Source organism: Helicobacter pylori (genome assembly GCF_017594925.1).
Classification (GTDB): Bacteria; Campylobacterota; Campylobacteria; order Campylobacterales; family Helicobacteraceae; genus Helicobacter; species Helicobacter pylori_DP.
In genome coordinates, this window is record NZ_JAALNT010000003.1 from 55,884 (window position 1) to 78,301 (window position 22,418).

Annotated in this window: 18 protein-coding genes and 1 other RNA gene; 4 read left to right on the top strand and 15 right to left on the bottom strand. The window is 38.7% G+C overall.

The window, feature by feature from the left end; translation table 11 throughout:
• Positions 1-6: 6 nt before the first annotated feature.
• The 5 genes from hefA to G6069_RS01945 all read right to left on the bottom strand — a co-directional run bounded on the left by hefA (position 7) and on the right by G6069_RS01945 (position 5,457).
• Positions 7-1,440, bottom strand: a complete 1,434-nt coding sequence (gene hefA / locus G6069_RS01925) for an efflux RND transporter outer membrane subunit HefA (protein ID WP_079372991.1) — start codon at positions 1,438-1,440, stop codon at positions 7-9.
• Positions 1,441-1,448: 8 nt separating this feature from the next.
• Positions 1,449-2,468, bottom strand: coding sequence for a uroporphyrinogen decarboxylase (gene hemE, locus G6069_RS01930; protein ID WP_197293248.1), 1,020 nt, complete (start codon positions 2,466-2,468; stop codon positions 1,449-1,451).
• Positions 2,469-2,536: 68 nt separating this feature from the next.
• Positions 2,537-3,154, bottom strand: coding sequence for a hypothetical protein (locus tag G6069_RS01935; RefSeq protein WP_197293210.1), 618 nt, complete (start codon positions 3,152-3,154; stop codon positions 2,537-2,539).
• On the bottom strand, positions 3,151-3,807 hold the full coding sequence (locus G6069_RS01940) for a 3-methyladenine DNA glycosylase (protein WP_197293211.1): 657 nt from the start codon (positions 3,805-3,807) through the stop codon (positions 3,151-3,153). The genes G6069_RS01935 and G6069_RS01940 overlap by 4 nt, the downstream gene beginning before the upstream one ends.
• 117 nt (positions 3,808-3,924) lie before the next feature.
• Positions 3,925-5,457 carry a flagellin A gene (locus G6069_RS01945; protein WP_000885496.1) on the bottom strand — a complete coding sequence of 511 codons (1,533 nt, stop codon included), beginning with the start codon at positions 5,455-5,457 and terminating at the stop codon, positions 3,925-3,927.
• A gap of 228 nt (positions 5,458-5,685) precedes the next feature.
• Between G6069_RS01945 and G6069_RS01950 the strand changes: the two genes are divergently transcribed.
• The 4 genes from G6069_RS01950 (at position 5,686) to pbp1a (ending at position 11,709) form a co-directional block, all read left to right on the top strand.
• Positions 5,686-7,209, top strand: coding sequence for an ATP-binding cassette domain-containing protein (locus G6069_RS01950; protein WP_197293212.1), 1,524 nt, complete (start codon positions 5,686-5,688; stop codon positions 7,207-7,209).
• Between the two features lie 71 nt (positions 7,210-7,280).
• Positions 7,281-8,582, top strand: coding sequence for a chemotaxis chemoreceptor TlpD (gene tlpD / locus G6069_RS01955; RefSeq protein ID WP_197293213.1), 1,302 nt, complete (start codon positions 7,281-7,283; stop codon positions 8,580-8,582).
• A gap of 22 nt (positions 8,583-8,604) precedes the next feature.
• On the top strand, positions 8,605-9,726 hold the full coding sequence (locus G6069_RS01960; RefSeq protein ID WP_197293249.1) for an aminotransferase class I/II-fold pyridoxal phosphate-dependent enzyme: 1,122 nt from the start codon (positions 8,605-8,607) through the stop codon (positions 9,724-9,726).
• Positions 9,727-11,709 (top strand): penicillin-binding protein 1A, encoded by a 1,983-nt coding sequence (pbp1a, locus tag G6069_RS01965; protein ID WP_197293214.1) that lies wholly within the window; start codon positions 9,727-9,729, stop codon positions 11,707-11,709. It abuts the gene before it with no gap.
• Between the two features lie 2 nt (positions 11,710-11,711).
• Here the strand turns inward: pbp1a and G6069_RS01970 are convergent, their stop codons facing one another.
• The 10 genes from G6069_RS01970 to G6069_RS02015 all read right to left on the bottom strand — a co-directional run bounded on the left by G6069_RS01970 (position 11,712) and on the right by G6069_RS02015 (position 22,383).
• Positions 11,712-12,230, bottom strand: a complete 519-nt coding sequence (locus tag G6069_RS01970; protein ID WP_231627813.1) for a tumor necrosis factor alpha-inducing protein — start codon at positions 12,228-12,230, stop codon at positions 11,712-11,714.
• Between the two features lie 181 nt (positions 12,231-12,411).
• An RNA gene (gene rnpB / locus G6069_RS01975) (RNase P RNA component class A) lies at positions 12,412-12,731 on the bottom strand.
• Between the two features lie 33 nt (positions 12,732-12,764).
• The gene (locus G6069_RS01980) at positions 12,765-14,243 is read right to left on the bottom strand and encodes a disulfide bond formation protein B (protein WP_197293216.1); all 1,479 of its coding nucleotides are present in this window, start codon (positions 14,241-14,243) and stop codon (positions 12,765-12,767) included.
• A gap of 8 nt (positions 14,244-14,251) precedes the next feature.
• Positions 14,252-14,416 carry a hypothetical protein gene (locus G6069_RS01985; RefSeq protein WP_180394404.1) on the bottom strand — a complete coding sequence of 55 codons (165 nt, stop codon included), beginning with the start codon at positions 14,414-14,416 and terminating at the stop codon, positions 14,252-14,254.
• A 131-nt stretch (positions 14,417-14,547) separates the two neighbouring features.
• Complete coding sequence (locus G6069_RS01990; RefSeq protein ID WP_197293217.1) at positions 14,548-16,428, bottom strand: site-specific DNA-methyltransferase; 1,881 nt, start codon at positions 16,426-16,428, stop codon at positions 14,548-14,550.
• Positions 16,425-19,373: a restriction endonuclease gene (locus G6069_RS01995; protein ID WP_197293218.1), complete on the bottom strand. Its 2,949-nt coding sequence runs from the start codon at positions 19,371-19,373 to the stop codon at positions 16,425-16,427. The genes G6069_RS01990 and G6069_RS01995 overlap by 4 nt, the downstream gene beginning before the upstream one ends.
• A gap of 158 nt (positions 19,374-19,531) precedes the next feature.
• The gene (locus tag G6069_RS02000; protein ID WP_108316711.1) at positions 19,532-20,092 is read right to left on the bottom strand and encodes a 2-oxoglutarate:acceptor oxidoreductase subunit OorC; all 561 of its coding nucleotides are present in this window, start codon (positions 20,090-20,092) and stop codon (positions 19,532-19,534) included.
• Complete coding sequence (locus tag G6069_RS02005) at positions 20,092-20,913, bottom strand: 2-oxoglutarate ferredoxin oxidoreductase subunit beta (protein WP_000885326.1); 822 nt, start codon at positions 20,911-20,913, stop codon at positions 20,092-20,094. Before G6069_RS02005 ends, G6069_RS02000 begins: the two co-directional genes overlap by 1 nt.
• Position 20,914: 1 nt before the next feature.
• Positions 20,915-22,042: a 2-oxoglutarate synthase subunit alpha gene (locus G6069_RS02010; protein WP_033756399.1), complete on the bottom strand. Its 1,128-nt coding sequence runs from the start codon at positions 22,040-22,042 to the stop codon at positions 20,915-20,917.
• The gene (locus G6069_RS02015) at positions 22,042-22,383 is read right to left on the bottom strand and encodes a 4Fe-4S dicluster domain-containing protein (protein WP_001096895.1); all 342 of its coding nucleotides are present in this window, start codon (positions 22,381-22,383) and stop codon (positions 22,042-22,044) included. Before G6069_RS02015 ends, G6069_RS02010 begins: the two co-directional genes overlap by 1 nt.
• Positions 22,384-22,418 lie beyond the last annotated feature (35 nt).

The following is a 22,418-nucleotide window of genomic DNA, read 5'->3' on the forward strand; positions in this document are numbered from 1 at the left end:
ATTCCCTTAATGCACATAGTCGTCTATTTTATGCCCGCTGTTGAAAATGTAATTGGCTTTTTGCACTTCATAATTGTTGAGCGCTAAATTGTAAGCCACTTCTGCATCAAAGCGCGTGGTTAAGCCCCTTAAATAAGTGGTGAAATCCACTAAATTAGCGTCGTATTTCCTTTTAATATTGGCAAAAGAAAGATTAGCCGCATCCAAACTAGCCTTGGAAGATTCAATCTTAGCTCTGGCAATATCAAGCGATTTTCTATAAAGCTGTTCGTCTTTTTCTTGCTCCAATTTTTTATACGCTAAATTCTTTTCATTCGCTAATTGGCCTAACATGATGGATTGTTTTTGCAAGCTCAAGCCTATATCATCAAAAATATTCAAAGTCGCAGTAACCCCAGCCGTATTTTGCTGACCGGGGTAGAAATTCCCAAAACGCCCTGTGGCATAAGCGGGTTTTTGGATCCAAAAAAGCCATGAGTCAAACACATCTATCTTGGGGTAATAATTGAGTTGCTTGTTTTGGTATCTGAGTGCAGAAATCTGCTCCCTTAAAGAAACCAAATCCTGCCTTTCTCTTAATTGCAAATTAGGCGCATCAATCGTAGTCTTTTTCAAATTTTTCACACTGAGATTGGTGAGGTATTCTAAAGTCAAGCGGTTTTGCTCCAAAGCAAATTGCATGTCTAAAATATCGTATTCGCTCAAATTCCCTTGCGCTTTTAAGCTTTGCAAATCATCAATCGTGGTCAGCCCTTTGTCATAGAGCTTGGTAACCCTTTTAATGTCCGTTTTGATTTGCTCTAATTTCTTTTGCAAAGCGATCATGCGAGCTAAATTATTAAAATACTCATAATATTGTTGCACCACTTGCAAATACACGCTTTGGCGGCTATACTCTAAATTAGCCACAGTGGATCGGTAAGTCGCAGACTTTTCTTTGACATTATTCACATTGCTAAAACCATTAAACACATTCAATGTGACTTGAGCTTGGAGTTGTTGGGTGTTATAATGCTTATATTCTGGAGTATCCCTAGCTTCATTTTTAAAATTATAACTCGCGTTCAAAGTGGGCAAAAACATCGCTTTGGCGATGGTGTGGTTCTTCATCGCTTGCTTGACACTGAGTTCTTGCGCTTGCAAACTAAGATTAGTGGTAGCCCCTTTTAGCAATTCATAAAGCCCCAAAGCGGCTTTATCGCTTTTTTCATGGTATTTAGCGATCTCTTGATTGATCGTGGTCGCTGTTTCTTTAGGCGAGGATAAAAAACTCGGTGTTGCTTCTAAAGAACTTGTCGGTGGATCAATGAGCTTTAAATTCTTGTGGCTGTAATTGTTAAGGATTTGCTTGATTTCATCGGGGGTTTTAGAGGGGGTTTGGGCTAGAGTTAAAGCTGCACACAAGCCCCATAAACTCGCATATCTTATAATAGTGTTCATCAATCCCCCTATCGTCTGGTTTTAGCATGCACTAATTGCACTAAATATTTTGCGTTTTCTCTGGGTAAATCCGGTAGCATCCCATGCCCTAAATTGAAAATATGCCCTTGATTGCCCATGACTTTTAAAATCCTTTCAACGCCTTCTTCTAAAGCGTTTTTATCATAAAGGCGGGTGGGTTCTAAATTCCCTTGCAAAACATACTTATCGCCTAAAATCTTTTTTGCCACCTCTAAAGGCGTGCCCCAATCCACGCCAAACACATCAAATTCCCCGTCTATGCTATCCAAATAAGCGCCAATCCCTTTAGGGAAAAGGATAACCGGGATATGCGTATAGCGTTTTTTAAGCTCTTTAGAGATTTTTTTCAAATAATCCCAACTGAATTTCAAATACGCTTCTTTTTCTAAAGCGCTAGCCCATGAGTCAAAGATCATCACCGCATTGACCCCTGCTTGGATTTGAAGGCTCAAATACTCTATCAATTCAAGGCTTAATTTTTCTAAAAGCGCTTTTAAAACTTCAGGCTCGCTATAGAGCATTTTCTTGCTTTTAGCATACGATTTGCTCCCTTCGCCTTCTATCATGTAAGTCGCTAAAGTCCAAGGCGATCCGCAAAAACCGATTAACGCTTTTTCTTTAGAAAGCTTTTGGCGCGTTTGAGAAATCGTATCATAGACATAATTCAGTTGTTTATAAGCCCCTACTTTTAGGCTTTCCACGCTTTTTAAATCCGTAATAGTTTCTAAAAAATGCGGCCCCTTTTTGGGAATAAACTCCAAATTCAAGCCCATTTCCAAAGGCACTACTAAAATATCGCTAAACAAAATAGCCGCATCCACGCCTAAAATCTCTACTGGCTGTAAGGTAACTTCTGTGGCTAAATCGCTATTTTTACACAATTCCAAGAAACTCCCCGCTTTTTTACGGCTCTCTTGGTATTCGCTAAGGTAACGCCCCGCTTGTCTCATCATCCAAATGGGCGTATAGGGTGTTTCTTTTCTAAAACATGCATCAATGAAAATCATCATAAATCCTTAAAGGTTTGTCTGACTATGGTTTTTATACTCTATAGTTAATTTTTAAAATGAATATTTTACCCTAAAAATCTAGTAAAATCATAAAAGGTGAATGTGATACCAATAGAATAGATATTCAATCGTGGCGTGCCAAAAGCTTTAGAAAATTTGCTTTGGATAAAATAAAAAGGGATACCACCCCTTGCTTCTATGCTCAAGCCAAAATTTTTAGCCGCATTGAAAAACAAGCCCACACTCCCCACCGCTGATTGGATATTGAATTGATACTTATCAATCTTAGCCCCTAAAATTTGGAGCTGATAGCCTAAGGCGATTTTAGGGATAACCCACCCCTTAAAAAGCCTAACCCCAGCGACTAGCCCAGCGCTCATGAAATACGAATCGCCCATTCCTGCATCCAAATACCCCCCTAATAAAGCTTTCTTTTTTAAAATATATCCTGCTTGAAAGCCTAAAGAAGCGTCATGGTAAATTTTATCCATTAAAATAGGAGGGCGGTTTTTAGGGCGGATAGGGGATCTTTTAGTCGTCTCTGCATGCTGATACAGATAGCCGATTTTAAAAGAGCCAAAATATTTTTTAGTAGGCTCTAAAGGTTTGAAAAAATTCCAATTCTTTTTGGCCAGTAAAACGCCTTTTAAAAGGCTTAAGATTAAGAAAAATCTAAAAATCAAAGCTTTAATTCCAATTTTTGTTTGGAAAATTCTACAATCTTTCCATGGAATCTCGCATAAAGTTGCGCTAAAGGAATGGTGTTTTCATAAAGCGCTAAGGCGGCTTTTAAATTCTCTTGAACGCCTTTTTCAAAAAAATGTTGCAATTCGTCATAATCTTCTATCTCTATGCCTAATTTTTTTAAAAAAAGATAGCTGTATTTATCCACCACCATCACTTCTTTAGCGCACACATAGCATAAAATCGCATCCGCGCTTTCTTTGCCAATGCCCTTTTGGTCTAAAAGCCACTCCCTAGTAACTTCTTGTTTAAAATTTTCAAAACTTTGAAAGTCTTTTAAAATATTCTCGCTCAAATCAATCAGTCGTTTGGCTTTTTGGTTATAAAACCCGCTAGGGCGGACACACTCTGCAAGCTTTAAAAACTCTATATAAGCGATTTTTTTAAGATTGATTTCATCATCATTTTCTAAAATGAAAGCGTTTTTTAGATTTTCTAAAGATTTCAAAACGGATTCAAATTTAGTGTTTTGCGTTAAAACCGCCCCTAATAGAGCTTCAAATTTCAAAGCGTTAGGCCACCACCAAGCAGGGGCGTTTTTCAATAAATCCAAACTCTTTAAAGCCTTTAAAATCTCAAAACTATCTAACACAATAACCGCCTATGATAAGAAAGAATCAAAAAGAGTATTTTATTAAAAAAGAAGTAAAAATTAAAGCGAAAAGCCAACGCTTAAAGCGTTAGCCCCATACAAACACCTTTCTTAAAACTAAGTTAAAAGCCTTAAGATATTTTGTTGAACGGTATTGGCTTGACTCATCGCATAGCTACCTGATTGCGCCAAAATGTTGTTTTTGTTGAAATTCGCACTCTCTTCAGCGAAATCCACATCCCTGATTTGAGATTCAGCCGCTTTAACATTCACTTGAGTGATGCTGATGTTATTCACGGTGCTAATCATTTGATTTTGCACAGAACCTAAATCAGAGCGGACTTTATCCAACATTTTCATCGCTGATTCGGCAATATCAATCACCACCATCGCGCCTCTTAAGGTAGTTACCCCAGATCCCAAGCTTTGGTTACCGCTAGCAATGACGGCGTTATAGTTCGCGCCACTGGCTGATTTGACATTAGCGTTAAAATTCCCGGTAACATCGCGCAAATTCACCGTGGTTTCTGCCACTTGAGATTCCCCAAAACCAATCGCTGTGAAGCCTAAATGTTGCGAGTCAGAAGCCGAAACCACATTGATGCTCTTAGCATCTAAGCGTGTGAGAGAAAGCCGCCCGTAGTTAGTAGAGCCTTTTGTTAAATCCTGACCGCCATTAACCATCGTTAAAGCGCTAGGCCCATTACTGACGCTGTCGGTTTTGATTTCAATCCCACGACCATCTATACTGCGCAAATTCAAGCGCCCTTTTTGATCCGTATAAGCTTCTACACCGGTTTCTGAAGTAACCGCATTGATCGCTGCGACTAACCTTCCGTCTGAGTCATTTTTCTTAATATCTGCGATATTACCCAAATGAATCCCATTTAAGGTTAAATTACTCAAACTTCCTGATTGGACCGCCACATCGCTCGTGGTGATAACGCTCGCATAAGCTTTAACCCCTGTTCGGTTAGAGTTCTTGTTAATCACTTCTGCTAACACGCCAATCCCTGTGCCTGCTGAACTAGAGACTTTTACGCTCTCTAAAGTTACATCATTCACGCCATCCACTTGTTTGAAAGTCAAGCTAATATCCCCAGAAGCCGTGATTAACGCGCCTGTAGCGATACGAACCTGACCGATTTTATCGGAAGTGGTAGAGCCGATAGAAGCCTTAATACTTTGGTTAGAATAAGCCCCTACTTGGAATTCTTTGTTAGTGAATTGACCAGACAATAACGCTTGCCCGTTATAAGTAGTCGTGTTACCGATATTGTCTAAACCTTGAATCAAACGAACGATGTCAGATTGAATCGCCTTACGAGATTCAGTAGTTTGCCCGTCTTGAGCCGCTTGAGTCGCTTTAACCTTAACGGTGTCTAAGATTTTCAACTGCTCATCCATAGCCTTATCCGCAACTTGGATAATCCCCATGCCGTCATTCGTGTTGGCAATCGCTTGACCCAAACTGCTCGCTTGTGAACGCAAAGAATCCGCCACCGTCATGCCTGATGCGTCATCAGCCGCTTTATTAATCCTTAAACCTGAACTCAATCGCTCCAATGAAGTTTTAAGTGCATTTTGAGTAAGTGCGGATTGCACATGCGCATTCATCGCATTGATATTTGTATTGACCTGAAAAGCCATTGTTGTAACTCCTTGTTATAAAAAACCCAAAGGCATCCTTGCTTTTGGTTAGAACTACTATCGGTTAAAGTTTGAAATTTTAAAGGGCTTTATTTTTTAAAAATAAAATTAGGGGCATGAAAATGGGTTATGATAAAGAAAATTTGATTATTGAATTCAGACACCGATGGATACGATAAAAAGCATTCCTCTAAGGACTTTTGTTTTACTCTATAAAAGCTCACCAAAATGTGTTGTGTTGGCGTCAATTATAGTGCTGTTTGTCGGCAACAATTTTCTATAAACATCATCACTCAGCTTGCTAATAAACTCACAAAAGTTAAAAAACTAAATTTTTTTGAAAACAAAGATCACACTATTAAGCTTAACGCTATCCATAACGGTCTACACATCCGTCCCCTAAATTATGTCAGTAATCTATTTTTTAACTTGCAACGCATTATAGGGCTTATTAGTCTATTGGGTATATTATTTTCTATTAGTATTTATCTACCCTTTATAATAATTTTTGCAACAGTTCCTTGCATGTTTATCACTAATCATATAGCAAAAAAACATAGTGCTTCCATAGATAAACTTCAAGACCAAAAAGAGAGCATGCAAAATTACCTATACTCTGGACTAGATAACCAAAAGAACAAGGACAACCTATTATTTAACTTCATGCTAAATTTTCATCATAAATTTATTGAAAACAAAGAATTATATATCAATCATTTTGTGAAAATCGCCCAAAAAAACTTAATGCTTACCATATATGCTGATATTTTAATCACCACTCTAAGTATCGCACTATTTTTTCTAATGGTTTTTATTATCCTTTCAAAATTAATTGGTGTGGGAGCAATTGCTGGGTATATCCAAGCATTTAGCTCTACCCAACAGCAACTACAAGATTTATCATTTTATGGAAAGTGGTTTTTTACTATCAATAAATACTTTGAAAATTATTTCTGTATTTTAGATTACAAAATGCCAAAACCAGAAACACAAATCAAATTAGAAGAAAAAATCCATAGCATTACATTTGAAAATATTAGTTTCTCTTATCCTAATTCAAAACTTATTTTTGAAAACTTTAATCTTTCTTTAAGCACTAACAAAATTTATGCATTAGTCGGTAGGAATGCTAGCGGAAAAACCACGCTGATTAAACTATTGTTAGGTTTTTATATCCCAAATTCAGGTCAAATTATTATCAATAACAAATACTCGTTACAGGATTTAGAGCTAAACAGCTACCACCGACAAATGAGCGCTGTATTCCAAGATTTTTCTCTTTATGCTGGGTATAGCATTAATGATAATCTTTTCATGCAAAATAACCCCACAAGAGAGCAATTAAAGCAAAAGAGAGAAATGCTAAAATCTTTTGATGAAAATTTTCAAAATTGTCTTAATGATTATAGCAACGCATTATTCGGAACACAGTATAATGGGATAGATTTTTCTCTGGGTCAAAAGCAACGCATAGCCACTATAAGAGCCTTTTTAAAACCAAATCACTGTGTTGTTTTAGATGAGCCAAGTAGCGCTATTGATCCCATTATAGAAAAAGAGTTTTTGGATTTTATTTTTAAAAAATCGCAATCTAAGATTGCTTTAATCATTACACACCGCATGGGTAGCGTCAAACAGGCTGATGAAATTATTGTGTTAGACAAAGGCAAACTTATAGAACAGGGCAACTTTGAAACCCTTATAAAGAAACAGGGCTTATTTTACGAATTGTTTTTGAAACAACAATACTAACGAGCGCTTAAATTGTTTGGTAATTTTGGGTATAATTTCAAAAGATTCAAATTTAAATAAGGAATGCCACCATGTTTGGGAATAAGCAGTTACAGCTTCAAATCAGTCAAAAAGATTCTGAAATTACGGAGTTAAAAAAGGAAGTCAATCTCTATCAAAGCCTTTTAAATTTGTGCTTGCATGAGGGTTTTGTAGGTATTAAAAACAATAAAGTCGTTTTTAAAAGCGGGAATCTTGCAAGTTTAAACAATTTAGAAGAACAAAGCGTTCATTTTAAAGAAAACGCAGAGAGCGTTAATTTGCAAGGGGTTTCTTATTCTTTAAAAAGCCAAAATATTGATGGCGTGCAGTATTTTTCCCTAGCCAAAAAAACAGGGGGTGTGGGGGAATACCATAAAAATGATTTGTTTAAGACTTTTTGCGCGAGCTTAAAAGAGGGCTTAGAGAACGCGCAAGAAAGCATGCAGTATTTCCATCAAGAAACCGGTGCTCTTTTAAATGCGGCTAAAAATGGCGAAGCGCATTCTACTGAAGGATTAGAGACCGTTAATAAAACAGGTCAAGACATTGAATCGCTTTATGAAAAGATGCAAAACGCCACTTCGTTAGCGGACTCCCTCAACCAACGGAGCAATGAAATCACTCAAGTCATTTCTTTGATTGATGATATTGCAGAACAAACCAATCTCTTAGCCCTAAACGCCGCTATTGAGGCCGCACGAGCGGGCGAGCATGGGAGAGGGTTTGCGGTGGTGGCTGATGAGGTGAGAAAACTCGCTGAAAAAACCCAAAAAGCCACTAAAGAAATCGCTGTCGTGGTTAAAAGCATGCAACAAGAAGCGAACGATATTCAAACCAACACCCACGATATTAATTCTATTGTAGGTTCTATTAAGGGCGATGTGGAAGAGCTTAAATCCACCGTGAAAAATAACATGATTGTTGCGCAAGCGGCAAAATACACCATCTACAATGTCAATAACCGGGTGTTTTGCGGTCTGGCTAAATTGGATCATGTGGTCTTTAAAAACAATCTTTATGGCATGGTTTTTGGCCTCAATTCCTTTGATATTACCAGCCATAAGAATTGCCGTTTAGGCAAATGGTATTATGAGGGCGCGGGCAAAGAGAATTTTTCCAACACTTCAGGCTATAGAGCTTTAGAAAGCCACCATGCGAGCGTGCATGCTGAAGCTAATGATTTGGTTAAAGCCGTTCAAGAAGACCACATTACCGATTCAAAATACCTAGAACATAAAGTGCATTTAATGGAAGATAGCGCTAAACATGTCAAAGAAAATATTGATAAGATGTTTTACGAAAAACAAGATGAACTCAATAAAATCATTGAAAAAATTCAAAAAGGCGAATGATTCCATTCAATGAAGTGTTTTGATGTTTTCTAAATCTTTAGAAGCCCTACGCCATGCCAAACGCTACCGCAAAAGAGAGTTGTTTGACCCTTCATTAAAGGATTACGCTTCTAACGATTATTTGGGTTTGAGCGTTAAAAAAGATTTGCTTGAAAACGCCTTTGATAAGCTCCAATCCTTTGTTTCTCATTCCCCCAAGGCTTCCATGCTAGTGAATGGCTACCACCCTTTGCATGCAGAATTGGAAGAACGATTAGCGGATTTGTTGGGGTTTGAAAGCGTTCTTTTAGTGGGGAGTGGTTTTTTGGGCAATCTGGCTTTAATAGACACCCTTTTAGTCAAAAACGCTCTCTTATTCATGGACGAACACTACCATGCAAGCGGGATTTTTAGCACCAAAATTAAATCTAACCAAGTGGTTTTTTTCTCGCACAATGACGCTAAGGATTTACAACAAAAACTCTTTAACGCTCCTAAAAATAAACTCAAATTCATCGCCATTGAGGGGGTTTATTCTATGGATGCGAGCGTCGCTCCTTATGATTTTTATGCAATCACTCAAGAGATTCCTAACGCTTTTTTAATCGTAGATGAAGCCCATAGTTTTGGGACTATCGGCGAGAATTTATTGGGTTTTTTAGAATATTATCGCATCAAAGAAAAAGACAAAATCATTAAGCTCAGCACTTTTTCTAAAGCGCTTGCGAGCTATGGGGCGTGTGTTTTAGCCCCCTTACAAACCATAGAGTTTTTAACCAATCGCGCTAAAAGCGTGATTTACACCACCGCTTTAAGCCTGTTAGACACCGCTTTAACTTTAGCCCATTTAGAATACTTTATCGCGCAAAAACAAGAATTAAAAAATGAGCTTAGCAAACACCAACAGATTATTTTTGAAACCTTAGGTATTAGAACGCTCGCAGGATTTTTTACTCTAGAATTTGAAAACAATCCCGCTCTTTTAAACGCTCATCATTTTTTGAAAGAAAAGGGGTTTTTAGTGGGAGCTATCCGCCCTCCTACGGTTTCTAAACCCCTTTTGCGCGTCTCTTTGTCTCTCAAAAACAGCTTAGAAGACACTAAAGAGCTTGCAAACACCCTTTTAAATTATTCTAAAATACAATCTTCTTTTAAGAGTGATTAAATGCTAAAAAAGATTTTTTATGGTTTTATCGTTTTATTTTTGATTGTCATGGGGTTATTAGCCATTCTTATCGCTCAAGTTTGGGTAACTACGGATAAGGATATTGCTAAAATTAAAGATTATCGCCCGGGCGTCGCTTCACAGATTTTAGACCGAAAAGGGCGTTTGATCGCTAATATTTATGATAAGGAATTCCGTTTTTATGCGCGTTTTGAAGAAATCCCCCCACGATTTATTGAAAGCCTTTTAGCGGTAGAAGACACCCTCTTTTTTGAACATGGGGGGATCAATTTAGACGCTATCATGCGCGCTATGATTAAAAACGCTAAAAGCGGTCGTTACACTGAAGGGGGTAGCACCCTAACCCAACAACTCGTTAAAAACATGGTGCTCACACGAGAAAAAACCCTAACCAGAAAACTCAAAGAAGCTATCATTTCTTTACGCATTGAAAAAGTCTTAAGCAAAGAAGAAATTTTAGAGCGCTATTTGAACCAAACTTTTTTTGGGCATGGGTATTATGGCGTGAAAACCGCAAGTTTAGGGTATTTTAAAAAACCCCTTGACAAACTCACGCTTAAAGAAATCACCATGTTAGTCGCCTTACCCAGAGCCCCAAGTTTTTATGACCCTACCAAAAATTTAGAATTTTCACTCTCTAGGGCTAATGATATTTTAAGACGGTTGTATTCTTTAGGTTGGATTTCTTCTAACGAGCTCAAAGGCGCTCTCAATGAAGTGCCAATTGTTTATAACCAAACCTCCACGCAAAACATCGCCCCCTATGTCGTAGATGAAGTGTTGAAGCAATTGGATCAATTAGACGGGCTAAAAACCCAAGGCTATACCATAAAGCTCACGATAGATTTGGATTACCAACGCTTAGCGTTAGAGTCCTTGCGTTTTGGGCATCAAAAAATCTTAGAAAAAATCGCTAAAGAGAAGCCAAAAACTAACGCCTCTAATGATGAAGATGAAGACAACTTGAACGCTAGCATGATAGTTACAGAAACGAGTACCGGTAAGATTTTAGCCTTAGTGGGGGGGATTGATTATAAAAAAAGCGCTTTCAATCGCGCCACGCAAGCCAAACGGCAATTTGGGAGCGCGATCAAGCCCTTTGTGTATCAAATCGCCTTTGATAATGGCTATTCCACGACTTCTAAAATCCCTGATACCGCGCGAAATTTTGAAAATGGCAATTATAGTAAAAACAGCACGCAAAACCACGCATGGCACCCTAGCAATTATACTCGCAAATTTTTAGGGCTTGTAACCTTGCAAGAAGCCTTGAGCCATTCGTTAAATCTAGCCACGATCAATTTAAGCGATCAGCTTGGCTTTGAAAAAATTTATCAATCTTTAAGCGACATGGGGTTTAAAAATCTCCCTAAAGATTTGTCTATTGTGTTAGGGAGCTTTGCTATCTCACCCATTGATGCGACTGAAAAGTATTCTCTATTTTCTAATTACGGCACCATGCTCAAACCCATGCTCATTGAAAGCATCACCAACCAACAAAACGAAGTCAAAACTTTCACGCCCATGGAAACCAAAAAGATCACTTCTAAAGAACAAGCCTTTTTAACCCTTTCAGTGCTGATGGATGCGGTAGAAAACGGCACAGGGAGTCTAGCTCGCATTAAAGGTTTAGAAATTGCCGGTAAAACCGGGACTTCTAACAACAATATTGACGCTTGGTTCATTGGCTTTACCCCTACCTTACAAAGCGTGATCTGGTTTGGGAGAGACGATAACACGCCTATTAGCAAAGGAGCGACAGGAGGTATTGTGAGTGCGCCTGTGTATTCGTATTTCATGCGTAATATTTTAGCGATTGAACCCTCTTTAAAAAGGAAGTTTGATGTCCCCAAAGGCTTGCGTAAAGAAATCGTGGATAAAATCCCCTACTACTCAACTCCCAATTCCATCACCCCCACCCCCAAAAGAACAGACGATAGCGAAGAACGCTTGTTGTTCTAATCCTACATGGCTATAGGGACTTTAACATCTCCGTAATTGACAGAATCTTTAAAGATTTCTTCCACTTTAGCCACAAGGATACTCACCGCTTGATCGTCTAAGCCCATTTTATGCAATCCTTCGCTCAAAGCGTCCTTATCAAAACCACGCGCGCGCACCAACGCAAACACTTCCTCATTGTTAGGATTGATATAAATCCCTAAACGATCCACATTCATCAAGCTATCATAAATAGGCTGTGTCATTTGGATAAACATTTCATTAGTGATCTTTTGCTTGATGCGGTTAGATTTGGAAAGGTAAGCCTCTTTGAGTTTGTGCACAATATTTTGCGCCACTCTTATTGTCGCTCTTTTGGTAGCGATTTTTTCTATCTCTTCAGTTTTCTTACCATCCACAATGTGCGAGCTATCCACCCCTTGCGTGATATACTCACTGCGATTTTGTAACATCCAATAAGGCACATCTTGTAAGAAAGAATTCCTTTGTGAAGTGTTTGGGCAAGTGCAAGCTTGCAACATTAAAACACCCAACCCGCATAAAACCAATTGCTTGCTTTTTAAAAAAGATTTTTCTAACACGCTATCCCCTTTGATTTTGATTTCACAGAGTGTAACATAAATCTTTAAGATTTTAAACAATAATTAGGTAAAAAATAAAAAAAAATAAAATGATTGAAACTTTATTAAAAAACCAACACGCAGTTGAGCATTAGAATAAGCCGGGTTCTGTCAATGGATGGCCATTTATCTGGGAAATATTTTGCAATATTCCTCAAGCGAAGCGCGTATCAATTTAGACTTACCATGCGCTTCTTGCTACAAATTGGGTTTACCCAAACAAGCTAAATTGCTTTAGCTCTGGTGGGCTCTTACCCCACCCTTTCACCCTTACCTTAAAAAGGCGGTTTGCTTTCTGTGGCACTTTCCCTTAGCTTGCGCTAGCCATCCGTTAGATGGAATTTTGTCTAATGTAGCCCGGACTTTCCTCTATTCTAAAATAGCGACCATCTTCTAATGCACTAATATATTAGAAAAAAGTAGCTTTAAAAGAGTTTAAAAATTAAGAGTATAGAGAATATTTTTATCATTCTCATAGCTCACAAGGATAAGCTCATTATCCCTAAACCCACAAGCGCTGATATTTTTAATCTCTTTAGGCAAGCCATAAACTTCAAGAATCTCTTCTTTTATAGGGTCTATGACTAAAAGCGTGTTAAATTCCTTACTGAACGCATAAAGCTTGTTATCTTTTAAAGCCAGCGCGCTAATGACTAGCTCGCCCAGTTCCCTTTTTTCTTTAAGTTTGGCATTACCTAGTTCAAGTAAAAACTCCCCATGCACCTGTTTGTCGCTATTGAGCATGGAGATAATCATCAAATCCTTATAACGCTTGTTAGGAGCGGTGATCAAATAAGTGAATTTAGCCCCTCTTCTTGCAGCGCTAATATAGTAGTTTTTCGCCCTAGAAGTTTTTAAGCGGCTGCGTTCCACTTCGTCAAAAGAGTTGGCCCCTTCTAAAAAATAAGGGAAGTTTTTAAGCGCGTTGGCGTTTTTGTTAGGAGTGATTTCTACGCTTGTTTTATTATTGCCCATGATCACAATGTTTTCATCTTCGTTAAAATCCGCCCCCACGAAAGCCCCCACCGTCGCGCTATAATAGCTATCCAACACCATATGGCTATGAATGGTTTTCAAATCGTTACTTACAAGATAAAGCCCTTGGTTTTCTGTTGTAAGGATCGCCTTGTCTTCATTGAAATTCAAATCCGTGATCGCTCCATTCAATTTTAAAAAAAGCTCTTCTTTTTTCCCAATCTTCAAAATTTTAGCGATTTCTAGAGGCGAATGCTCATAATCATTATCTTTAGGCAAAGCGCTCAATTTCAAAGGCTCACCCACATCTCTTCTGCCCAAAACGCTTCTTGGGAATGGGGATTTAAAATCATTCCAATTTTCCATAGACCAAACAGATTCTTTCAAATTCCAAGAAAAACGCACCGGACTGCTTTGCCCTATGTAAGGGAAAGGCCCGGTAGAGAAAAACGCTTGCACGGCGTTAGACCCCACCACAATAAAGAAAACATAAAAAGCGCTTTTTTGGAGCGTGTTTAATGGATAATCTTTAAAAAGTTGGGTATTAGGGGCAAAAAAGAGTAAAACCGCTAAAAGCACCACCACGCTAAAAAAGACAAAAAGCGCCCAAAACTGCGTGTGCAATCCCAAAATAGGGAGTGCAAAGCCTTGCCCTACATCTTCTAATGCATGGCTACCAGTATAATAAAAGCCCTCATATAACCCACTACCAGCCATGAGTAATAGCAAGGCGATGTATTTAGGCTTAAACCCAAAACGCACCACCAAAAGTGCCACAGCCCCTATTAAAATCATTTTGATGCGTAGCGCCCAGCAAAAAATACAAGGCGAATCTTGCAAAACATAGCCAAAATAAAAATTCGCCAAACCCACAGGAAAGATTAAAATCCCTAAAATCGCCAAAGAAAAAAGATTATAAAATCGGGTTTCTTTATTCATGTATCCTCCTATAAATTCATATTAGGCAAAACGCTAGAGCTGTGGGCTATAAAAATAATAAGCTCCACCAACCACACCACAATCAAAATCCCAAACGCCCAATTTTCTTTTTCAGGCTTTTTAAACGCCATTAAAACAGCGGCTAGACTTAAAAGCAGTCCTAAAAACTCCATGCCATTCCTTAAAATAAAATTCTCGTAGGGTAGGATTATACTCAAAAACAAACTAAAAAACAAACTATTGGGTAAATAAAAAAATTAGAAGCGAAACAACTCAAGCGGTTTTTAACCCCTTTTTTTTCCAATCAATACACCACGCTTAAACGCTCTTTAAAGCCGGCGTTGAGATTGAGGAAGGCTTGTAAATCTATCTCTTCATAGCCGTCTAAAAATATCATTTCGTTTTTACTTTTGGCTAAATATTCTTGCACTTCTTCATCACACACGATACAAAAGTAAGCGTCTTCGCATTGGTAGAGTTTGTCTTTGATGATGATCTCTAGCGGTTGGTTGAGCGTTTTGCCGCATTGTAAGGCTAAATTTAGGGCTTTGTCAAAGGGCGTTAAAATAGAATGGTTGAAAAGCGTTATTCCCTCTTTGTCGTTTGCGATTTGCGCTTTGTCTTGTAAAGTATAAACTTTAAAGCCACAATTCAAACCGCTCTCTTTTGATAATTGGATGATTTTTTGAGCGGCTCTTTTAACCCTTTCTGTGGTAATATCGCTAATGATAGGCTTTGTGCTTTTTAAAACATTCTTACAAAAATCATAAGCACTCTTGCTTTTATCTTCTTTTATCTCTTCATCAATTTGAACTAAAATAAATTCCCTATTGCCTTTATCTTCTGCGTTTAATTCCATCACCGCTTGCGCGGTTGTCCCGCTCCCGGCAAAAAAGTCTAAAATGATGTCGTTTGAGTTTGGCGTAGTTGAATGCAGAATGATTTTTTTCATAAATTCTACGCCTTTTGGATAAGTAAAATATTCTCCCATTCCCAAACTTAAAAGCTCTTTCGTTGCGGTTTGGTTCATGTAACAATTATCGCTAAATATCAAACTATCAAAAATCTTTTGCGTGGTTTTTAAATCCTTTAAATAGCGTTTGTAAATAAAGCCCCTTTCATTATCCTTATGCTCTTTTTTAAAGCAAATCCGCCCCTCATCAATGTGTTTTTGTATTGTATTTTGTGAAAAACGCCAAAACATACCCACAGGCGGATAATCCACTTTGTTTGTGTAAGGGTTAGTAACTCCAAAATACCCTGTTTTCATATTCCCACTTTTTGCACTAGGGTCAGCACTAATCCATGCTCCATTAGGATCGTTATCGGGGTTTTTGTAATTTTCTAAATTCTTTTCTCCTCCCAAGAGATTGACAAATTCTTTATTTTTCGCATAACAGAGCAAAAACTCATGCTGGTAATTGACGCCCGTTTTAGCGTCATTAGTCGTGCTTTTAGTTTTTCTAATGAAATCAGCCACAAAATTCTCCTCCCCAAAAATTTCATCGCATAAAAGTTTGAGTTGGGCGGCTTCGTTATCGTCAATAGAAATGAAAATCACGCCGTCCTCTTTAAGCAAATCGCGCGCTAACTTTAAGCGAGGCAGCATGAAAGAGAGCCACCCGCTATGCGTTTTACTCCCTTGAATGTTTTTAAAAAATTTCAAGCTTTCGCTTTCTATTTCCTCCCCGTTTTCATCTATTTCCATTAAGCCCACTTCTCTTAAAATCTTTTGATAATCTTGCCTGAAATTATCCGGATAAATAAAATCATCGCTTTTAGTGTTGTAGGGCGGATCAATGTAAATCATCTTTATTTTTTCGCTGTAAGCGGATTTTAAAAGTTTGAGCGCATCAAGATTGTCGCCTATGGTAATAGCGTTGTTGGGGTGTTTGCTCGCTAAAGTTTGGGGCGTAAAGCTTTCTTGTAATTTGAGTTGTTTTTGGCAAGGTTCAGAATAAAGGGCGTTAGCAAGCCCTTTGCCCGTCCAAGTGAGCTCATAGCCGCTTACATCACGCATGCTTTCATTGAAGCCTAAAAGCATTTTGATAGCGCTCAAGCTTACTTGATTGTCTTTTATCGTCTGCGGGAAGTCCTTTAAAAGCATGTCAAAAAGGGGATTCTTTTCTTGCTGGCTTTGGATGATATTGATACCCATTTTTTTGGCTTGATTTTTATCTGTCATTGCGTTTCCTTTAATGCGTTTTTAAGCGTGTTTAATAAATCTTGTTTGTTGATGCGTGTGGCAAAAACGACTCGTATTTCTTTTTTCGCGTTTTTTAAATTTTCAGATAGCGTTTCAAAAAAGATCTTAGCGTATTCAATTTTACGCCTTTCATCTTGCGGGATGCCGCTTTCTTTTTCATAACCTTTGGTTTCGCAAACAAAAAAGATTTTTGCACCCTTGTTGTCTTTAAGCAAATAAGCAAAATCGGGCTCATAGTTTTTATAAGGCGTTGGGATTTTAAATCTAGGGAGCTTGGCAAAAACTTCTATACTTCTATCTTCCACTTTTTGCACCGATTCTTTGCTCACTTCTTCTTCAATTTTAGAATCATAAATGATCGTATCATAAAGATAGTTTTGGCTTGGAGTTTGCACGCTTTTGTATTTTCCTAATTTGTGTTTTTCAATCTCAGTTTTGGGCGAGCCATCTTCAAAATAAAGCGGATCGGTTTTATCAAAAGCGGTGTTAAAAAAGGCGTTTTGGCAAAATTCATAACTCACGCAAGAAAGCAAATTCGCATGCAACTCGTCTTTAATGATGCCTTTAAGCAATTTAAAGGCTTTTTTGGGTGAGTTTGTGAAATGCTCTTTATTTAAAGCGTTGTAGAGTTCAAGCGTGAATTTTAAGGGTAACGATTCGTCTTTGGCAAAGTCAAGCAAAAGCGCGTTTATTTCTTTTTGTAAGGTGTTAGCGTAGTTTTTGGCTTTTAAAACGCTTGATGACTCTTCTGTGATGATCTTGTTGGTTTTTGGGTCATACCTTTTGCTTTCAAATTTGATCACCTCAGCGCTCACATGGCTTTCATTAAACGCTTTGGCGATAGATTCTATCAGCTTGGTTTTTTGGATATTTTGGTAGCTTATATGGCTTTGCGCGTTGATGGTTTGCCATAACTCTTTAAATTCTTTAGCTAAATTTTGGCGGATTTTGACTTTTTCTAGAGGTTGGTTAGCGTTTATAATTTGATCGCGCTTGTTGGTTGGATTTTCAGCCATTTTAAAGGCGCTTAAAACGGCGTGGTATTCTTCATTGCTTAAAAAGCTTTTTATCATTTCTTCATTGTTTTGCATCGCCTCACAAATAGGGGAAATGATTTTGTAAGCGTTGTTTGTTTCGTCAAATTCTACGGTGTTTAATTGTTCTAACGCATCGCAAAATTTATTGATCTTTCTTTCATTAAGCCCTAACTTGGCTAAATCCTCTCTGTCTAGCGCGCTGCCATTACCAATAAAGCTACTCGCTTCAATCTCTTTTTGCAAACCCTCCATAAAGCCCACTTCTTCGCCACTCACTAGCATGTCAAGGTGGTTTATTTTATAAAAAGCGTCGTCGTTTGCCTTTAAAAATCCATGCGTAATGCGCTTGCCCTCTTGATTAAGCGCGATTCTTAACCCGCGCCCCACTTGCTGATGGCGGCTTGTTTCGCTAGTGGAGTTTGCCAGTTTAACAAGGGTAAAAATATTTGGATTATCCCAACCCTCTTGCAAAGCCCACACGCTAAAAATAAAACGCAAAGGCGTTTGAAATGAAAGCAGTTTTTCTTTTTCGCTCAAAATCATTTTAATGTCGTTGGCTTCAATGTTTTCTTTGCTGCTTTCTTTTTTGCCTTTATTGAACGCTATGCTATCGCCACTAAAATAGCCTTGATGGACGCGTAAGTTACCGCTCTCATCAAAATCTCTTTTCAAATATTCTCTATAGCTTGGCGATAAATTTTCCCTTGTTAGAATTGAAGCGCGTTTGAGTTTGTAAAGCCTTTCAAATTCGGTTTTAATAAAGGGCGTGCCTTTGTTATCAATTTGCCTAAAATCCTCAATTTTTGGGATAAAAAACAGGCTTAACGCTTTAATGTTTTGGTCAAATAAAAACGCCTCTTTTTCAAAATGCAAGTCAATGGCTTTTTCTAAAAGAGTGCTGATTTCATCTTGCGTGAGTTTATAAGAAGCCTTTTCAAGCGTAGTGCCATCGCTCAAATAAACCTTGTCTTTGGTAGTTTTAACCAAGCTAACGCCGTTAAAAGAAGCGTTAATTTTGCCTAAATCCTCTCCTTTTGAAAGCGTAATTTGTTTAAGAATGCCCGCTTTGTAAAAGGCAATTTTTGCGCTTTTTGAATTCGCATTGAGCAAAAACGGGCTTTGCGCATCTTGCTTGACAGAATGGATGCGGATTTGTTTGACAAGGTAATTTCTAAACGCGCTGATTGAATCCAAACAAAAGGCGGCATTGCTTAAAGCATGTTCTTTTTCTTTGGCAAAAGTCGCCCCAAAGCGAAAATAAAGCGTGCCTATTTTACTAAAATACTTACCAAACGCTTCACCTTTAAGCAAATGCGGCTCGTCTATGATGGAAATAGGCTTTAAATCAGCGATATTTTCAAAAATGCTTTTGGTGTTGAAAAGGGTTTCGCTGTTTTTATTAAGTATGTTTTTTTCACCCTTGTCAATCGCGCTGTTAGTGAGAAGCAAAACACTCAGTTCATCTTGGTTTTTAATGTAATGATTGATAATGTTGCTTGGTGATTTAACCCCTTCATAAGTGTAGGTTTTCAGGTGGCGTTTGAATTCTAAATAAAAATAATCTTTCGTAAGGCGGATATTTTGCTTAACCGACTCCAAAATGGCTTTTCGTGGGACAAAGATGATGAATTTATTTTGCCCATAAGTCTTATGGAGTGCAAAGATCAAATTCAAGTAAGTGAAAGTTTTGCCCGTGCCTGTTTCCATTAAAACATCAACATTGAGCTTGCCGCTTAAATTTTTGACAGGAATTTCGCATGCAGCATGAAATTGATTTAAACAATCTTTTAGATTTAAGGCATCGTGGCGCTTAAAATCAAAGCCATCTAAAAGCGTGATAATGTTATTAATACACTCTTGCTGGTAGTCTTGTTTTTCAAAAATCATTGGTGTTTTTGCCTTTGGTGTTTGCGAGCGTCTTAATCTGAAAGTGGTAAAAACGCAACCTAAAGCCCCTTTTTAGAGCTTGAGTTATCTTGAACCCATCACAATCAAGTTCTCAAAAATTTATCAAAAGAAAAAATTTAAAACGAGAATTTAAGGCACTAACCCCTAACTTTCAAAGCTTCTAAAGCATGTTTTTTGCCAATTTCAAAGGCTTTTTTGTTCGTTTCAGCGACTTTTGCGGGGACTTTTTTAAGCATGGTGTCTAGCACGATATTTTCTTCTACGCATTTAGTAAGCTCCACAGTAATCGCTAACGCTACCACAGATTGCGTGATAATGTTACCCACTTCATCTTTAGCGATACTAATGATAGGGATTTTATAAAGCTGGTATTTTTCCTCATCTTCTTTAGTGGGCGTTACCAGATTGGGATCAATGACAACGATACCGCCTTGTTTAATATCGCTTTTAAACTGGTTGTAGCTGATTTGAGCGACTGAAAGCATGAAATCAATCTCGCCCTCTTTAGCATAAGGAAAAATAATTTCATCTTTGTCTAGCAAAATATCCACTTTAGTGGGCCCTCCACGCACTTGCGAAGTGTAAGTGGAAGTCTTAGTGCCATAGCCCCCACTCACAATTTTCGCTTCAGCTAAAATTTCTCCCGCTAACAGCACGCCTTGCCCTCCAACGCCCGTAAATCGTAATTGCGCTTCCATTATTGTTTTCCTTGTGCTTTTTCAATGATTTCTTGATACGCTTCACAATATTCTTTCCTGTCCGTGTCATGCTTTAAAACGCCTGTAGGGAATTTATCCACCCTTTCTTCAGGGCTCATGGCTTCAAATTGGCGTTTGCTCACCAATCGGCTTTCCATCCATTTTAGCATTTGAGACGCTTCGCCCATTTTATTCTTACGCCCTAAATTGATATGGCAATTGCTATGGACATCAAAGAAGCTAAAACCCTTATGCGTGAAACCTTCTTTAAGCACTTTTTCTAATTTTTGAGGGTCTAAGACGCTCTCTCTAGCCACAAAGCTCGCTCCTGCAGCGGTGGTTAAAGCGCATGGGTCAAATTGGTTATCAATATTCCCCCATTGAGCCGTAACCGTCCACATGCCATTAGGCGTGGTGGGCGAAGTTTGGGAGTTAGTCAAACCATAAATGAAATTATTCACTAAAATAAAATTCAAATCAATGTTTCTTCTGCATGCGTGCATGGTGTGATTGCCTCCAATCGCAAAGCCATCGCCATCGCCAGAAACCACGATCACATGCTTACTGGGGTTAGCCATTTTAATCCCTGTCGCATACGCTACAGCCCTACCATGCGTGGTATGAACGGTGTTGCAATTCACATACGAACTCATGCGCCCGCTGCAACCAATCCCGCTCACCAAGCACACATCATCCATTTTCCAACCTAAAGCGTCAATCGTGCGGATAATGGATTTCAAAATCACGCCATCGCCACAGCCCCAACACCACAAAGTGGGTATTTTATCCACACGCAAATATTCATCATAATTAAACGCCATTTTAAAGCTCCTTCAACTTTGCGATGATTTGTTTAGGCGAAATCGTGCGCCCATTGGCTTGCCCAAAGAAATGCACCTTTCTTTGCATAGCCCTTTCAATTTCTTCTAAATACTGCCCCTTATTCAATTCAATCACAAGGATTTTTTCGTATTTGTCCCCTATTTCTTTCAAGCGTTTAGCCGGGCTTGGCCATAAGGTTTTAGGCCTGAAAAAGCCGACTTTTTGCTTGCTCTCTTTGTTGTAATCTTTCAAGGCTTCTTTAACCGCTAGAGAAACCGAACCATAAGCGATGATAATAATTTCAGCGCCCTCTAAATCCATTTCCTCATTTTCATTGATAATGTCTTGCTTGGATTCAATCTTATTGAATAATCTGTCAATCAAATCCCCCCCGATTTTAGCGTCTTCAGTAGGAAAGCCAATAGGCCCATGGTGCAAGCCTGAAACATGGTAGCGATAGCCTTTGAAGAAAGGGTTTAAAACGGCCGGCTCATCTTGCGCGACCCCATAAGGCTTGTAGTCTTTTTTATCGCCCACAAATTCCTTACGATTAATAGTCATCTTTTGCACTTCTTCTAAATCCGGGATTTGCACCTTGCCATACATATGCCCCACGGTTTCATCCATGAGCAAGAATACAGGAGTCATGAGCATTTCAGCCAAATTGAACGCGCGAACGGTCTCTGTGTAAGCTTCTTCCAAACTAGCAGGAGCGAGCGCGACGGCTTTAAAATCCCCATGTATGGGGTGTCTTAAAAAATTCACATCGCCTTGAGCCACACGAGTGGGCATTCCGGTTGATGGGCCTGAACGCATCACATCAGCGATCACTAAAGGGATTTCTGCCATGAAAGAATAACCGATTTGCTCCACTTTCAATGAAATACCAGGTCCAGAGCTCGCTGTCATAGACTTCGTCCCGCTCATGCTCGCCCCTAAAGACACGCTAATCCCGCTGATTTCATCTTCCATTTGGATAAAATGTCCGCCGCATTTGGGTAAAGCCACGCTCATCGCATGCATAATATCCGAACTTGGCGTGATAGGATAGCCCCCAAAAAACCGACACCCCACTTCAATCGCCGCTTTAGCGACTAATTCATTCCCATCAGAAATAATCTCACGCATTACTTGCCTCTCCCTTCTAAAATAGTCTCTTCTAAGAGCATGTATTTATTGGCCTTAACCTTTTCGCTTCTTTCTTGGGCTTCTTTAGAAACTTTAGCGAATTTGAAATCCTTCCTGTCAGCCACATAAATCGCAAAATCCGGGCAGTGCAACTCGCATTGCACGCAACCGATACAGCTCTCTGGGTAGGCTACTTTGGCCACTTTTCCAAGCACCCTTTCTTTTTCAATCCCCATGCCAAGAACCCCAGCAGGGCATACCGATACGCAAATATCACAACCCTTACACCTATCTTCATTCACCCAAACGGCAACCCCATCTGGAGCGCTCATTTTAGCCATTCATTCTCCTTTGTGCTAAAAGCTGTATTCTAAAG

Coding starts and splice junctions, on each gene's coding strand:
- hefA (WP_079372991.1), bottom strand. CDS start 1,440: ATGAACACTATTATAAGATATGCGAGTTTATGGGGCTTGTGTGCAGCT.
- G6069_RS01995 (WP_197293218.1), bottom strand. CDS start 19,373: ATGATTTTTGAAAAACAAGACTACCAGCAAGAGTGTATTAATAACATT.
- G6069_RS01980 (WP_197293216.1), bottom strand. CDS start 14,243: ATGAATAAAGAAACCCGATTTTATAATCTTTTTTCTTTGGCGATTTTA.
- G6069_RS01960 (WP_197293249.1), top strand. CDS start 8,605: ATGTTTTCTAAATCTTTAGAAGCCCTACGCCATGCCAAACGCTACCGC.
- hemE (WP_197293248.1), bottom strand. CDS start 2,468: ATGATTTTCATTGATGCATGTTTTAGAAAAGAAACACCCTATACGCCC.
- G6069_RS02015 (WP_001096895.1), bottom strand. CDS start 22,383: ATGGCTAAAATGAGCGCTCCAGATGGGGTTGCCGTTTGGGTGAATGAA.
- G6069_RS02010 (WP_033756399.1), bottom strand. CDS start 22,042: ATGCGTGAGATTATTTCTGATGGGAATGAATTAGTCGCTAAAGCGGCG.
- G6069_RS02000 (WP_108316711.1), bottom strand. CDS start 20,092: ATGGAAGCGCAATTACGATTTACGGGCGTTGGAGGGCAAGGCGTGCTG.
- G6069_RS01985 (WP_180394404.1), bottom strand. CDS start 14,416: ATGGAGTTTTTAGGACTGCTTTTAAGTCTAGCCGCTGTTTTAATGGCG.
- tlpD (WP_197293213.1), top strand. CDS start 7,281: ATGTTTGGGAATAAGCAGTTACAGCTTCAAATCAGTCAAAAAGATTCT.
- G6069_RS01945 (WP_000885496.1), bottom strand. CDS start 5,457: ATGGCTTTTCAGGTCAATACAAATATCAATGCGATGAATGCGCATGTG.
- G6069_RS01970 (WP_231627813.1), bottom strand. CDS start 12,230: ATGTTGCAAGCTTGCACTTGCCCAAACACTTCACAAAGGAATTCTTTC.
- G6069_RS02005 (WP_000885326.1), bottom strand. CDS start 20,913: ATGGCGTTTAATTATGATGAATATTTGCGTGTGGATAAAATACCCACT.
- G6069_RS01990 (WP_197293217.1), bottom strand. CDS start 16,428: ATGACAGATAAAAATCAAGCCAAAAAAATGGGTATCAATATCATCCAA.
- G6069_RS01950 (WP_197293212.1), top strand. CDS start 5,686: ATGTGTTGTGTTGGCGTCAATTATAGTGCTGTTTGTCGGCAACAATTT.
- pbp1a (WP_197293214.1), top strand. CDS start 9,727: ATGCTAAAAAAGATTTTTTATGGTTTTATCGTTTTATTTTTGATTGTC.